Genomic DNA, 15512 nt, shown 5'->3' on the forward strand with positions numbered 1-15512 from the left:
ATAAACTTCATTGTCGCAATATAGTAATTTCTAATACTTTCAACTAACAATATTAAATGGTTAAGGAATGATCATGCAAATTCAACAACACAGCTTTTTGGTTACTGGTGGTGCATCGGGTTTAGGTGAATCAGTCGTTCGCGCCATCGTTGCTGAAGGCGGCAACGTCGTCATCGCTGACCTCGATGAAGCAGCGGGGCAAGCGTTGGCAGATGAGCTGGGCGCCAACGTACGTTTTGTGCGCTGTGATGTTACGAGTGGCGATGAGGTACAGGCCGCTATCGATATGGCCGAAAAAGCATTCGGTGGTCTGCAAGGATCAATCAACTGTGCGGGTATCGTAGTAGTACAAAAGCTACTGGATCGCGAAAACAATCCAGCGGACCTTGATGCCTTTAGCCGCGGTGTTAATATCAACCTCGTCGGCTCATTTAACGTAGCGCGCTTAGTCGCAGCCAGTATTGCCAAGCGCGTAGCGACTGACGATGATGCCGAAAAAAACGCCGACCAAGGTGTAATTATCAATACCGCCTCCATTGCTGCCTTCGACGGTCAAGTAGGACAAGCCAGCTACTCCTCATCCAAAGCTGGCGTGGTGGGTCTGACCTTACCATTAGCACGTGAGCTGGCACGTCACGGTATCCGCGTCATGACGATTGCGCCTGGCGTCTTTGCTACTCCTATGATGCAAAGCATCCCTGAAAAAGCGCGTGAGCAGCTAGAAGCAGGTGTTCCTTATCCTAAGCGTATGGGTGCACCCAATGAGTTTGCCAAACTGGTCATGCATATCATTGATAACGCTTATCTAAATGGAGAAGTCATTCGTCTAGATGGTGCGATTCGTATGATTTAGTCCTCTTTCAAACGTGTTTATGGTTTGATTCATAAGTTTTGCACAAACTTGGCATGGTCTTTTGCTATTTTATAAAAGTTGAATTTATTCATTGACAATAAGAAGCAAAAATCATGTCATTTTTCTTTAAAGGTTCTAGGAAACACTCAATTTGGATGTTGATGGCGATAGGGATTAGCCTTACAGTCATTCTTAGCATCAGAGTCAGTGCTTCTTCTGCTAATACCGCAAAACAAACACAGCCCATCCCTAACACAGTGGTGATTGATAAAGTGTTTGTTGATAAGTCAGAGCGCCGTATGCAACTCTTGAGCGGTGATACCGTTATTAAATCTTATCGTATTGCACTAGGAGATAGTCCAGTAGGTCACAAGCAGCAAGAAGGTGATCAGCGTACGCCCATAGGGACTTATGTTTTAGATTATAAAAATGAAAACTCCATCGCTCATCGCTCGATTCATATCAGCTATCCCAATGCTGCTGACAAAGCACACGCAAAATCACTGGGTGTCAGCCCTGGCGGCGATATCATGATTCATGGTCAGATGAATGGCTTCGGTCATCTGGCATGGTTTAATCAGCAGCGAGACTGGACAGATGGCTGTATCGCGGTTACTGATGACGAGATGGATGAGATCATGGATGCTGTGAAAATTGGCACACCTATCGAAATCGTTGAGTAGTTGGTTTTTTAATTGTCTTAAATATCTGTACTTTTTGACGTACTAGTGGCGTATCTGGAGTTTTTTAGAAGTAATATTCACACCCTCTTCATACTTTATCTGCATTTTATTCGTGTTCTTAAAAGCTTTTTCCGTCTTTGTTTGAATAACCGACAACTTCCTAAAATTTCTTTGGTTTATTCTCTTGAAATATTTCACAAGTATGCCTATTAATGAGATATCGTCAATATCATTGTTATGAGTAGGGTTTAGTTTGGAAGGGTTGTATCTCCGACATTTTCTGTATATACGCGATGATACGCATAAGTCACTAACTATTATTGACAACAGAGAGTTCAAGGTTGAAAAACTACTGAGCATACCTTATATAGATAACAACGAAAGGCCGGCGGTATCGTTTAATACTTATAAAAATCCGCGGCTCATACTAATTATAAAAGGACACAATGATGAGGTTCGAAAAATTTACGCAAAAGCTGCAATCTGCTATCTCCGAGGCGCAAAGCTTGGCTCTAGGACGTGATCACACAGGTATAGATCCTGTGCATCTGTTGGCAGTATTGCTCCAAGATGAGTCTAACTTATCGATTTGCCAACAAGCAGGGGCATCTATTCCCGCGCTAAAAAACGGTGTAGCAAAGGCGCTCGACAATCAAGCAACGATTAGCGAGCCAACAGGCGACGTTAATTTAAACCCAAATTCGGTTAAAATATTGAACTTGGCAGATCGTCAAGCGCAAAAAGAAGGCGATGACTTTATCGCTACTGAATGGGTGATATTGGCCCTCGCTGAGCAAGGCGACACCAAAAAGATATTTGAAAGCGCTGGCGTAACGGCTGCCAAATTAAAAGCCGTGATCGAGCAATTGCGCGGTGATGAGACCGTTGACAATCAAAACGCCGAAGACCAACGTGATGCGCTGAATAAATATACCATTAACCTGACTGAGCAAGCAGAACTTGGCAAGCTTGATCCAGTGATCGGTCGTGACGAAGAGATTCGCCGTACTATCCAAGTGCTGTCACGCCGTACTAAAAACAACCCGGTACTCATCGGTGAGCCAGGTGTTGGTAAGACAGCCATCGTCGAAGGCTTGGCACAAAAGATCATTAATGGTGATGTGCCAGAAGGTCTGCGTCGTAAGGAAGTGCTCTCATTAGATTTGGGTGCTTTGATTGCGGGCGCAAAGTTCCGTGGTGAGTTTGAAGAGCGACTCAAAGCTGTGCTGAGTGATTTGGCGAAGCAAGAGGGTAACGTCATCTTATTTATCGATGAGCTGCATACCATGGTTGGTGCTGGTAAATCTGAAGGGTCTATGGATGCCGGCAATATGCTAAAGCCAGCGCTTGCGCGTGGTGAGCTGCACTGTGTCGGTGCGACGACGCTTGATGAATATCGTCAATATATCGAAAAAGACGCCGCTCTTGAGCGCCGTTTCCAAAAGGTGTTGGTTGATGAGCCGACGGTCGAAGACACCATTGCGATTTTGCGTGGTCTCAAAGAGCGTTATGAGCTACATCACGGAGTTGATATTCAAGACAGTGCTATCATTGCCGCGGCGCGGATGAGCCATCGTTATATTACCGATCGCAAACTGCCAGACAAAGCCATTGATTTGATCGATGAAGCGGCCAGCCGTTTACGCATGGAGATGGACAGTAAGCCTGAAGCATTAGGCAGGCTAGATAGCCGTCTGATTCAGCTAAAAATGCAGCGTGAAGTGCTTAAGAATGAAGAAGATGCTGGCGCGCAAGCTGAACGTAAAGTGCTCAATGAACAAATAGAAGAGTTAGAAAAAGAGTACGCCGATCTCAATGAGATTTGGCAAGCAGAAAAAGCATTGGTTAAAGGCAGTCAGCAGCTCAAAGACGAGCTAGACAAGGCACGTATTGCTTATGACAAAGCCAGCCGTGAAGGCGACTATGAGACCATGAGTAAGCTACAGTACGAAACGATACCGCAACTTGAGCGTCGTATCGCTGAGTCGGATTTGGCTGAACAAGAAGAGCAGGCAGATGATGCTATAGGTGGCAAGCTGCTACGGACTAAGGTCACTGATAACGAAATCGCAGAAGTCGTTGCCGCTGCTACTGGCATCCCCGTCAGTAAGATGATGCAAGGCGAGCGTGATAAAATGATCGCTATGGAAGAAAAGCTCCATGAGCGGGTGATCGGTCAAGATGAGGCTGTTGAAGCAGTGGCCAATGCTGTACGCCGTAGTCGCGCAGGTCTATCAGATCCCAACCGTCCGTCAGGTTCTTTCTTATTCCTTGGACCTACGGGTGTCGGTAAAACTGAGCTGACTAAGTCGCTTGCAAACTTCCTATTTGATAGTGAAGACGCCATCGTCCGTATCGACATGAGTGAGTATATGGAGAAGCACAGCGTCAGCCGTTTGGTCGGTGCACCTCCAGGATATGTCGGTTATGAAGAAGGTGGTACTTTGACGGAAGCGGTACGCCGTAAGCCTTATAGTGTTATTTTGTTTGATGAGGTCGAAAAAGCGCATCCAGATGTGTTCAATATCTTATTGCAAGTGTTGGACGATGGGCGCTTGACGGATTCACAAGGTCGCGTGGTTGACTTCAAAAACACCGTTATCATCATGACCAGTAACTTGGGGTCGCACAAGATTCAAGAAATGGTCGGTGAGAGCTACGAGGATATCAAAGCGGAGGTCATGGAGTCGGTTGGACAGCATTTCCGTCCGGAGTTCGTCAACCGTATTGATGAGATTGTAGTATTCCATCCGCTTGGTATGTCACAGATGGCAGGTATCGCTGATATTCAATTGGACAGATTGCGTCAACGTCTACAAGAGCGTGAGCTGGATATCGAGTTATCGCCTGACGCGATGAGTAAGCTGGTTGCGGTTGGCTATGATCCGGTGTATGGTGCGCGTCCGCTGAAGCGTGCTATCCAGCAAGAGATCGAAAACCCGCTGTCATTGAAGCTGCTGGCAGGTGACTTTGTCGCTGGTGATATCATCAAGGTCGATGTCGGTGTTGATGATAAGCTAACTTTTGATAAGCTTAGAATGAGTTAATACAGTCAGTTCAGAAGTAACCAACCCCTTACTTGCATGGGCAAGTAAGGGGTTTTTTCTTTTTTAAGACATCGGCTATAGAAAAACATAATCTGTACCAGAGCCTGAGCGATGCTTGCTATATTGGGAGTAGATATCATTAGAAGTGATATAAAAGCAAACTGAAAGGATGGATATTATGACAACGACAATTACGCATTTGAAAGTGCCTTTGACCATCGTAGCATTACTGTTTAGTGCTTCGGCTTGCTCTAACCCATCAACGACCAATGCTGAGAAGGCCGCTGTACAATCAGAAGCATCAGGCAATGCTGCCACCGATACACAACCTGCCAGTACACAAGCCAGTGCTGCCAAGCCTGAGTTTACGACGACGCCTGTCGCCAGTTTTGATGAGCCATGGGCAATGACAGCGTTACCCAAAACAGATAATGAATCACCAAAAGTATTGGTGACGCAAAAAACAGGTGAATTGTTTATCGTCGATACCGCTACAGGAGAGAAGGCAGCCGTGAGCGGCGTATCTAACGTGGCTTACGGTGGACAGGGCGGCTTAGGGGATATTGTACTTGCGCCAGATTTTGCAGATAGCATGATGGTCTATCTTAGCTATGTCGAAGCAGGCGTAGGAAAGGACAGTAATAAATATGGCGCCAAAGTCATTAAAGCTAAGCTTGTAGACTTAGACACCGCGCCAAGCCTACAGCAGATTACTCCGATCTGGCAGCAGATCCCGAAGCTTAAAGGACAAGGGCATTATAGTCATCGCTTGCTTTTTTCACCTGATGGTCAGTACTTGTATATCAGCTCAGGTGACAGACAAAAACAAGATCCTGCACAGGATATGAGTGTGAACTTGGGGAAAATAATACGATTAAACCTTGATGGTTCTGTGCCAACAGACAATCCATTTGTTAGTCATGCTACCAGCTCTAATGATATCTCTAGCCAGTTTTGGACGACAGGACATCGCAATGTGCTAGGCATGACGTTTGATGATGCGGGCAGGCTTTGGGCACATGAGATGGGACCAAGAGGCGGCGATGAGTTTAATTTGATCGAAAAAGGCAAAAACTATGGTTGGCCGATAGTATCAAATGGTCGTAATTATTCTGGCATTGATATACCTGATCATGACACACGTCCTGAATTTGAAGCGCCTAAGATCACTTGGACACCAGTAATATCACCGTCATCGATGAGCATATACTCATCGGGTCAGCACAATGACTTTCCAGCATGGGAGGGAAGTGCTCTGATCAGTGGATTGTCATCAAAGGCGCTGATAGTGGTTGATATGGACGAAAACAATGAGGCTTCTGAGCGTTACCGTTATGATATGGGAGAGCGTATCCGTAGCGTATTGGCTGTGGATGGTGAGGTGTGGTTGGTAGAAGATGGCGATAATGCTCAGTTGTTACGCTTACTGCCCAAATAGTTAGGAGGTGTTTAGCAGCACAAGGAAAGCTGTGTTTTTTAAGAGATATATAGCAGAACCATGAGAGTGCAGCTGTTATTTCTAGTAAGTTAAGGATTGTAATTTATTGATAATAAACAGTTAATTTGTTATGGTGGCACTCCTAAAAAAATTAAGGCTAATGAATAAATGGATCATGTAAAAGTTGAAAGATTAGGCCCATTTCCAAGGGTGAATAAACCTGTCTTTATTACATCAGGTATTTTAATCGTCGGCTTCATTATATCTGGTGCGTTCTTCACTGAGACCGCTGGCGCCCCGTTTAGTTTTTTACAGAGCTTTATTACCACAAACTTCGGTTGGCTATTCATTATTTTGATGAACGTGGCGCTGGTGTTTTGTATTTACCTAGCAGCGAGCCGCTACGGTGATATTCGTTTGGGCAGACAAACAGAAGAGCCGTAATACCCCTTATTCTCGTGGATTGCGATGCTGTTTTCAGCGGGTATCGGTATTGGGCTAGCGTACTGGGGAACAGCAGAGCCGCTATATCACTTTATGGCACCGCCACTTGGTGAGCCAGAAACGGTAGAAGCTGCCAAGCAGGCGATGAACCTCTCGTTTTTACACTGGGGTTTACATGCTTGGGCTATTTATACCATCGTTGCTTTGTCTCTAGCTTATTTTCATTTTCGCCGCGGACTGCCGTTATCGATTCGCTCAACGCTATATCCTATCTTGGGTCAAAGGATTTATGGTCGTTGGGGACATACCGTCGATATCTTAGCAGTATTCGGTACTATGTTCGGTGTCGTGACTTCCTTGGGTCTTGGCGTGATGCAGATTAACTCTGGTCTTGAAGAGCTATTTGGCATACCAAACACCATCATTATGCAGTTCATCATCATTGCTTTTGTGACGGCATTGGCTTGTGGCTCGCTGATGTTAGGTCTTGATAAAGGTATCAAGCGTTTAAGCGATATTAATATGGCTTTCACCGGTGTGCTGTTGGCATTTATGGTGATTTTAGGTCCGACACTCTTCATTTTTGATAGTTTCATTGAAAACATCGGTAACTATCTGACAGCGGTCGTTCCATTGGGTTTTTGGGGTGAGGCTTATAGCAATACCGATTGGCAGGGCGCATGGACGATTTTCTACTGGGCATGGTGGGTTAGTTGGGCACCATTCGTCGGGGTATTTATCGCTCGTATTAGCCGTGGCCGTACCATTCGTGAGTTTGTATTAGGTGTATTGTTAATACCAATGACCATTTTGTTTTTCTGGTTTACGACTTTTGGCGGCGTGGCCATTCATATGGAGTTGCTGGCAGCCATTAATCCTGAACTGGTTAGCCCAGGATTGGTTGAAGCGGTACAAGCAGATACAGGTAGTGCCATCTTTAAGTTGGTCGAATACTACCCACTCACCAAGCCTATTACGTTTTTGATCGTTATCATGATTGTACTTTGGTTTGTGACCTCGTCTGACTCGGCCAGTTTTGTTATCGATATGCTGACCGCTGGTGGTGATACCAATCCACCAAAAATCCAACGTCTGTTTTGGGCGATCATGCAAGGTCTGATAGCTGCCATATTGTTAGCCGCAGGTGGTTTGGGCGCTCTACAAGCCGCAGCGATTGTTGCTGGGCTACCGTTTGCTATTGTGGTTTTTGTCATGATGTATGCATTACTGCGTGGTCTTAGTCGCGATCGTCTCATTTTATATCGTAATCAGCTGCGCTTCATTACTGATGAGTCGGCAGAGCACAACTCGGCTGATGAATTCGTCGATGAGCACTTGCTAAAAGGTCCACCCAAGATTGTGGATGGCGATTAATTTTTGATTTGAGACTGGGTGTCAATGACAGTTTCAAGAGATAGCTTCAAACAATAGCTCTGATATTTCAGGGCTATTTTTTTGTATCAAAAATAACAAATATGGGCGTTATGTTTGATAATTGGGTAACATCTTGTTAAGGTTGTTAACTCTAAAATATTGGATAAGTAATATGAGTGAACTCAAAATAGGTCGTTTAGGGCCTTTTCCACGAGTGAATAAACCTGTGTTTATTGCCTCAGCGGTATTGATTGTAGGGTTTATTATTTTTGGTGCCCTATTTCAAGAACTGGCAGATACTATATTTACGAGTGCGCAGAGTTTTATTACCCAACGATTTGGTTGGATGTTTGTCATTTTGATGAACGTTGCCGTGTTTCTCTGTTTGTATTTAATCTTTAGTAAATACGGTGATATCCGTTTAGGTCACCAAACCGAGACACCGCAGTACAGTCTGCCATCTTGGATTGGCATGCTATTCTCAGCTGGTATCGGTATTGGTATCATGTACTGGGGTACTGCTGAGCCTGTCTATCACTTTATGGCACCGCCACTGGGTGATGCAGAGACGGTAGAAGCTGCCAAACAAGCGATGAATATCTCATTTTTACATTATGGTATACACGCTTGGGCGATATATGCTGTCGTAGCGTTATCATTGGCCTATTTTCATTTCCGCCGCGGACTGCCGCTGTCGATTCGTTCTAGCTTATATCCGATATTGGGTCAGAAGATCTATGGCAAGTGGGGCCATACCGTCGATACGCTCGCAGTATTTGGTACCATGTTCGGTGTGGTAACGACGTTAGGTTTTGGAGTATTACAGATCAACTCTGGACTAGAGGGCCTGTTTGGCCTGCCTAATAATGTGACCATGCAGGTTATTTTGATCGCATTGATTACGATGCTGGCTTGTGGCTCATTATTAATGGGTTTGGATAAAGGCATCAAACGTCTCAGTGATACCAACATCATTTTGACATTTGTATTGTTAGGATTTGCCTTTATCATGGGTCCTACTCAGTACATTATGGATAGCTTGGTCGAAAATACTGGTAACTATTTACAAAACCTTGTGCAGTTAGGCTTTTGGAGTGAAGCTTATAGTAAAGGTGATTGGCAGTCTTCATGGACGATATTCTACTGGGCATGGTGGATCAGCTGGTCGCCATTTGTAGGGGTGTTTATCGCTCGTATCTCTCGTGGTCGTACGATTCGTGAGTTCTTATTGGGCGTGCTATTCATTCCTATGATTATCTTGTTCTTCTGGTTCACAACCTTTGGTGGTGTGGCAGTAAACATGGAGTTGATCGGCAATCCTGGATTTATTGAAGTCGTACAAAACGATTATGGTAGTGCTATCTTTAAGTTGATGGAGTTTTATCCATTGACCAAAGCGACTACCATGCTGATTGTTATCATGATTGTATTATGGTTTGTCACCTCATCGGACTCAGCCAGCTTTGTCATTGACATGCTGACCTCTGGTGGTGAAACCAATCCGCCTAAGATTCAGCGTTTGTTTTGGGCGATTATGCAAGGTCTTGTGGCGGCGATTTTATTGGCGGCGGGTGGCTTAGGTGCGCTACAAGCAGCAGCCATTGTCGCTGGATTTCCTTTCGCGATTGTGCTCTTCATCATGTTGTATGCGATGCTGCGAGGGTTTAGCCGCGATGAGTTGATACTCTATCGTGCAGAGCAGCGCTTTATCACTGATGAATCAGTTGAGCACAATACGGCCAACGAATTCGTCGATGAGGAGTTGCTTGAAGGACCACCTGAGGTTGCTAAAGGTGACTAAAGCACGGTACTAAGCCTAAATGTAATGTGAATATCTTAATATAAAACAAAACCCCAGTCTCATTGTAGATTGGGGTTTTTTTATAAGAGTGATTGTACACATGCAGAAAACATCATATCAAGAAGATAAGACAGCTAAAAAGCTTGCAGAATTTGTTCATACAAAAACTCCCCATCATACTAGGGTTATATTTGATAATTCATCAACATCTTGTTATGGTTACGCTCTTTTAAATTTGGAAAGATCTATGGACCATGTAAAAGTTGGCAGAGTAGGACCTTTTCCGCGAGTGAGTAAACCTGTATTTTTAACCTCGGTAATCTTAATTACCCTGTTTATTATTTTGGTGCATTCTTTAACCAACAAGCAGAAATAGTATTTAATCAAGCAAAAGCATTTGTCTCTTTGCGTTTTGGTTGGTTCTTTATTGTGGTGATTAATGCCACTGTATTGATGAGTATCTATATGATATTTAGTCGATATGGCGATATTCGGCTGGGTCATCAGAATGAGAAACCTGAAAATAAGCTCATCTCTTGGATTGGTATGCTGTTCTCAGCGGGTATCGGTATCGGACTCTTATACTGGGGTACGGCTGAGCCGCTATATCACTATATGGCACCGCCTCTAGGTGAAGGGGAAACGGTCGCCTCTGCTAAGCTTGCGATGAATATCTCGTTTTTGCATTATGGTGTTCATGTGTGGGCGCTCTACGGCATGGTTGCGTTAGCGTTGGCTTATTTTCATTATCGCCGCGGTTTGCCATTGGCCATCCGCTCAACGCTATATCCAATACTGGGCAAAAAAATCTATGGTGGCTGGGGACATACGGTTGATACCTTAGCGGTATTCGGTACGATGTTTGGGGTAGTGACCACCTTGGGTCTTGGAGTTTTGCAGATTAACTCTGGCCTTGAGAGCTTATTTGGTATTCCTAACAACATCAGTGTACAAATCATCTTAATTGCCGTTATTACGGTACTTGCAGGGATGTCACTGTTCTTAGGGCTGGATAAAGGTATTAAGCGCTTAAGCGATATCAATATCTTTTTGACTATTATACTATTGAGTTTCGTTATCCTCTTGGGGCCTACGCAGTTTATTTTTAATAGTTTTATTGAAAATATCGGTAATTATTTACACCAAGTCATTCCACTAGGTTTCTGGACGGAGTCTTATGAAGGTCAAGAAAACTGGCAGTCTTCGTGGACGATTTTCTATTGGGCATGGTGGATTAGTTGGTCGCCGTTCGTTGGTGTATTCGTGGCTCGTATCTCTCGTGGTCGTACCATTCGTGAGTTCACATTGGGCGTGTTATTAATCCCTGTGGCGATATTGTTCTTGTGGTTCACCGCTTTCGGTGGTTCTGCGGTACATATGGAGCTGATGGCTGCAGTCAATCCTGACATAGCAAGCCCTGGTCTTGTCGAGGCTGTTAGAGCAGATACTGGCAGTGCCATCTTCAAACTAATGGAATCTTACCCGTTAACATCAGTATTTAACCTACTCATTGTTATCATGATTGTGCTGTGGTTTGTGACTTCATCGGACTCTGCCAGCTTTGTGATTGATATGCTGACCTCAGGCGGTGATACCGATCCTCCAAAAGTTCAGCGCTTGTTTTGGGCAGGGACTGAGGGCGTCATCGCGGCAGTGCTATTGGCGGCTGGTGGCTTAGGGGCGTTGCAAGCAGCTTCTATCGTATCAGGTCTGCCATTTGCAGTGGTGATATTGGTGATGATGTATTCATTATTACGCGGTTTGAGTCGCGATCATCTAATTCTCTATCGTCAGCAGCAGTGGTTTATCACTGAGGAGTCAGCAGAGCACAATTCAGCAAATGAGTTCCCTGATGAAGATTTACTGAAAGGTCCGCCAGCAGTCAAAGAAACAGGTGAGTAATTGTTTTTGACTTACCTACGATAATACGGCACTGAAAATGTAATAAGTAAAAATCCCAGTTTATTTTAAACTGGGATTTTTTGTAAATGGCTTATCTGTAAGTTATTCTAATGTCGCGTTAGGTTGGATGCATTCTCCTTTTACATAACCAATCGCGGCAGCTGTGCCACAGGCTGAACAGGCGTTGCCCGCCGTTCGATAACTGACTACCGAGCCAACTTTGGTGGTAACGCAAACAGGGTCATATTGCATAGTACACATGTTTTGCTCTGGGTTGTGAGGCGGGCACTTAGTAAACAGATTGTCAATGGGTGCTGGTTGGTTGATAGGCGGTATATGATTCGAAGTGGCATCAGGCTCGGCGACACTCGGTATATTACTACAGCCTACTAATGTCATCGCTACGGATAATCCTAGTAACGATAGCCAAGATTTACATGAATTTTTTATCATGATGAAAATCCTTATAAGTGAGTGTAATAACCTCCTGTTATTATCATACCAATCCCAAAACTACGTTTGACTATGCCAAACTCATTAAGTCTACGAGAAGGAGTACTTGCGCTCGTCTGCTTATGGTTATAGTTCTTTGGAATGGTATATATCAGCATAAAATCAAAAGTATCTGATAATTGCTGCATCATTTTATCTTAGACTATTTTTTGGTAGTCATCTAGCCCATATGCTTTTGATAAAAAACCAGGCCTAATAAAAAACCCAAGCTTAGTATTAAGCTTGGGTTTTGAGTACTTTAATGCTCCAAAACTTTAGTCAGCAGCTTTGTCGTCTTTATTGAGCTGTACATATTTATCAAAGTTTTGTGCATAGTCAGTTAGGTTGTCGCTTAGCATCTGACGGTACTGTTTGACATAAAACTCTACGATGTCATCTTTTTCTTTAGCAAAATCATCACCTTTTACAAAGCCAATAGATGCGACTGAGGCACTGTAACGGGCGGCAGCATATAATAAAGAAGCGCCTACTTGGCCTGAATGAGCATCAGGGCCTAATTGACTGTTTGCCACACCGATGATGGCATCGGCGCGCTGGTAAAACGCCTGCATTTCTGGGGTGATTTCGATGTTAGCGTCAACACCATTATCTTGGTCTTGAGTCGTATCTTGTGACATTAGCTACTCCTGTAAAGTTTAGATAAACGAGTAAGTATGAGCAATCAGGCTATTATCTCCTGAACAACCCTATCATAGCGGATGAGACAGAGTTGAATCAGTGGTAGAAGCCAGTTGTAGAATTTAAGATTTATAGGCCAGCATCTGCTTTTAAGATTTCGGCTTTGTCTGTTTTTTCCCAAGTGAAGGCGATGTCTGAGCCAACACGACCAAAGTGTCCGAACGTGGCTGTTTTTTGGTACATTGGCTGTAGCAAGTTCAGCATTTGTGTAATGCCATAAGGGCGCAGATCAAAATGCGTACGAATCAAGCGAATGATTTCCTCAGAGCTGATCTTGCTGGTGCCAAAGGTATTAACAGAGATTGAGGTAGGTTCAGCAACCCCAATAGCATAGCTAACTTGTACTTCACAGCGGTCTGCTAAGCCTGCAGCGACGATGTTTTTGGCAACATAACGTACGGCATAAGCCGCACTACGATCAACTTTTGAAGGATCTTTGCCACTGAATGCACCGCCGCCATGACGAGCCATGCCACCATAAGTATCAACGATGATCTTGCGACCAGTGAGCCCTGCATCTCCGACTGGACCGCCAATGACGAATTTGCCAGTTGGGTTGATGTGATAGCGGGTACCAGCATGCAATAGATCAGCAGGCAATACTTGCTTGATGATATTTTCCATCACCGCTTCTTGTAAGTCTTTTTGTGAAATGCTTGGGTCGTGCTGAGTGGAGAGAACCACAGCGTCAATAGCAGCTGGAATATCACCATCATATCTTAGAGTGACTTGTGCTTTGGCATCTGGACGTAACCAAGGCAGGTCACCAGCACGGCGCAGCTCAGATTGACGTTCCATCAGACGATGCGCAAACTCGATTGGCGCAGGCATCAAGACATCTGTTTCATTACTGGCATAGCCAAACATCAACCCTTGGTCGCCAGCGCCTTGCTCTTCTGGACTACTGCGATCAACACCTTGCGCGATTTCAGGAGATTGCTTGCCCAGCATGTTGATAACGGCGCAGGTCTCACCGTCAAAGCCAAGGTCTGAGTGGTGATAGCCAATGCCATTGACCGTATCACGCACAATACGTTCAACATCGATGTTGGCAGTAGTCGTCACTTCGCCTGCTAATATTACGGCACCTGTTTTTACTAAAGTCTCGCAGGCAACACGTGCTTGCAGGTCTTCACGTAAAATGGCATCGAGGATAGCATCGGAGATTTGGTCAGCCATTTTATCAGGATGGCCTTCACTCACGGATTCTGAAGTAAATAAGTTGTATTCACGCATAATGGGATCGCTTAATAGCAAGGACTGTCATTAGTAAGACCAGTCATAATTGAATGTTAACGGAAAATAAGAGGCAAAAGTGAATCAAAAAATTAGCACATTTTACCGTGAATCGGGTTAAAACTCTAGTGTTAGGCATTGCTGCTAACAATTATAGAAATCATCAAGCTGGCTGTCCTCTTGCCAGCGGTATTCTGTATAGCTAGCAATCTGCCGCGCGGTATCAATATCATGTCTATCGGCAATAAAACCAAGCGCCATATCCATTCCAGCACTGACGCCTGAGGAGGTGTAAAACTTACCGTCTACTACCCAGCGTGCTTGGTGTACCCAATGAACTTTATTTGATTGCTCAATAACCCATTGCCAAGCAAGCTTATTAGAAGTTGCACGCTTGTCATCTAAGAGATTAGCCTTTGCTAATAACGCACTGCCAGTACAGACGCTGAGCACCCAGTCAGCATTGTTAGCAAGCGTGGTTAGGGTCTGTAAAAACTGGCGGTTCTCGATTACTTGGCGAGTACCTTTGCCACCAACAATCAATAAGATATCAGTCTGATGCTCTAACTCTGTTACCGCGATAGTATGCAGAGCAATCCCATGATGGTTATAAATAATACCACCTGTCATAGAGGCAAATTGGATACGAAAATGCTCAGGCAGGCTACCGAACATCTCGATCGGTCCAAATAGGTCTAGCGTTTCAAAATTATCAAATACTAAGGCAGTGAGTGTTTGCATCAATCTTCCTTAAGTTGAAATGGCTATAAAAGGCAATGCTAACAATAATAAAGAATCTTTATATCTCTAAAAACTTGGCTTTATCCTTAAACATACATTCCTCAAAGACAGGACAGGCACCGCATTTTGGTGTACGTGCTTGGCAGGTATAGCGCCCATGCAGAATAAGATAATGATGGGCATCAACGATTAAGTCTTCTGGGATACGCTCGACCAGTTTTTTTTCGACCATCAACACGGTTTTGCCAGTAGCCAGACCTGTGCGATTACCAACTCGAAAGATATGGGTATCGACGGCCATGGTCGGCTGTCCAAAAGCAGTATTTAATACCACATTAGCGGTTTTGCGGCCAACGCCTGCCAACGACTCCAAATCTTTACGGTTATCGGGAACTTGACTGTCGAATTTTTCAATCAAGTCGCGACAAGTTTTTATGACATTTTTGGCTTTAGAGTTATATAGGCCGATGTTTTTTATATAAGACTTCAGCCCTTCTTCACCCAGAGCCAAGATTGCCTCTGGTGTATTTGCCACTGGATATAATTGTTGGGTGGCAATATTGACGCTCACATCAGTCGCTTGTGCAGACAAAATGACGGCGATAAGTAGTTCAAAGTCACTACTGTAGTTTAGTTCGGTTACTGGCTCATCAATAGTGGCAGCCAGCTTTTCAAAAAACGGCCGAACATTACGATTGGGCAATCGTCTTGATGGCGGTGTCTCTGCAGTCTTGTGTTTGACAGTTTTACTCATGGTATTTTGATTATCTTTTAACAGTAATATTTAAAAGCGGTGGCTTAA

At 44.3% G+C, this 15512-nt stretch carries 10 protein-coding genes and 2 pseudogenes; 7 read left to right on the plus strand and 5 right to left on the minus strand.

All coding sequences use genetic code 11. The features are described from left to right. The first annotated feature begins 73 nt into the window (after positions 1 to 73). From JMX03_RS06005 to JMX03_RS06035, 7 genes and pseudogenes are all read left to right on the plus strand, one after another. Positions 74 to 853, plus strand: a complete 780-nt coding sequence (locus JMX03_RS06005; protein ID WP_201595210.1) for an SDR family NAD(P)-dependent oxidoreductase — start codon at positions 74 to 76, stop codon at positions 851 to 853. Between the two features lie 113 nt (positions 854 to 966). Next, complete coding sequence (locus JMX03_RS06010; protein WP_201595212.1) at positions 967 to 1536, plus strand: L,D-transpeptidase family protein; 570 nt, start codon at positions 967 to 969, stop codon at positions 1534 to 1536. Positions 1537 to 1985: 449 nt separating this feature from the next. Then, on the plus strand, positions 1986 to 4583 hold the full coding sequence (gene clpB / locus JMX03_RS06015; protein ID WP_201595214.1) for an ATP-dependent chaperone ClpB: 2598 nt from the start codon (positions 1986 to 1988) through the stop codon (positions 4581 to 4583). Positions 4584 to 4761: 178 nt separating this feature from the next. Further along, the gene (locus JMX03_RS06020; RefSeq protein WP_201595216.1) at positions 4762 to 6021 is read left to right on the plus strand and encodes a PQQ-dependent sugar dehydrogenase; all 1260 of its coding nucleotides are present in this window, start codon (positions 4762 to 4764) and stop codon (positions 6019 to 6021) included. Positions 6022 to 6189: 168 nt separating this feature from the next. Beyond that, positions 6190 to 7839, plus strand: a pseudogene (locus tag JMX03_RS06025) (BCCT family transporter). 172 nt (positions 7840 to 8011) lie between these two features. Beyond that, positions 8012 to 9640 carry a BCCT family transporter gene (locus JMX03_RS06030; protein ID WP_201595218.1) on the plus strand — a complete coding sequence of 543 codons (1629 nt, stop codon included), beginning with the start codon at positions 8012 to 8014 and terminating at the stop codon, positions 9638 to 9640. Positions 9641 to 9887: 247 nt separating this feature from the next. Beyond that, positions 9888 to 11542, plus strand: a pseudogene (locus JMX03_RS06035) (BCCT family transporter). A gap of 102 nt (positions 11543 to 11644) precedes the next feature. Here the strand turns inward: JMX03_RS06035 and JMX03_RS06040 are convergent. The 5 genes from JMX03_RS06040 to nth all read right to left on the minus strand — a co-directional run bounded on the left by JMX03_RS06040 (position 11645) and on the right by nth (position 15464). Continuing rightward, entirely contained in the window at positions 11645 to 11995 is a 351-nt protein-coding gene (locus JMX03_RS06040; RefSeq protein WP_227695394.1) for a hypothetical protein, read from the minus strand. 314 nt (positions 11996 to 12309) lie between these two features. After that, complete coding sequence (locus JMX03_RS06045) at positions 12310 to 12606, minus strand: DUF3144 domain-containing protein (protein ID WP_374220368.1); 297 nt, start codon at positions 12604 to 12606, stop codon at positions 12310 to 12312. A gap of 196 nt (positions 12607 to 12802) precedes the next feature. Continuing rightward, entirely contained in the window at positions 12803 to 13969 is a 1167-nt protein-coding gene (metK, locus tag JMX03_RS06050) for a methionine adenosyltransferase (RefSeq protein WP_201574976.1), read from the minus strand. A gap of 144 nt (positions 13970 to 14113) precedes the next feature. Next, the gene (locus tag JMX03_RS06055) at positions 14114 to 14710 is read right to left on the minus strand and encodes a DJ-1/PfpI family protein (RefSeq protein WP_201595220.1); all 597 of its coding nucleotides are present in this window, start codon (positions 14708 to 14710) and stop codon (positions 14114 to 14116) included. A 58-nt stretch (positions 14711 to 14768) separates the two neighbouring features. Beyond that, on the minus strand, positions 14769 to 15464 hold the full coding sequence (nth, locus tag JMX03_RS06060; protein ID WP_201574974.1) for an endonuclease III: 696 nt from the start codon (positions 15462 to 15464) through the stop codon (positions 14769 to 14771). Positions 15465 to 15512 lie beyond the last annotated feature (48 nt).

The sequence above is a fragment of the Psychrobacter fulvigenes genome (genome assembly GCF_904846155.1).
GTDB lineage: Bacteria > Pseudomonadota > Gammaproteobacteria > Pseudomonadales > Moraxellaceae > Psychrobacter > Psychrobacter fulvigenes.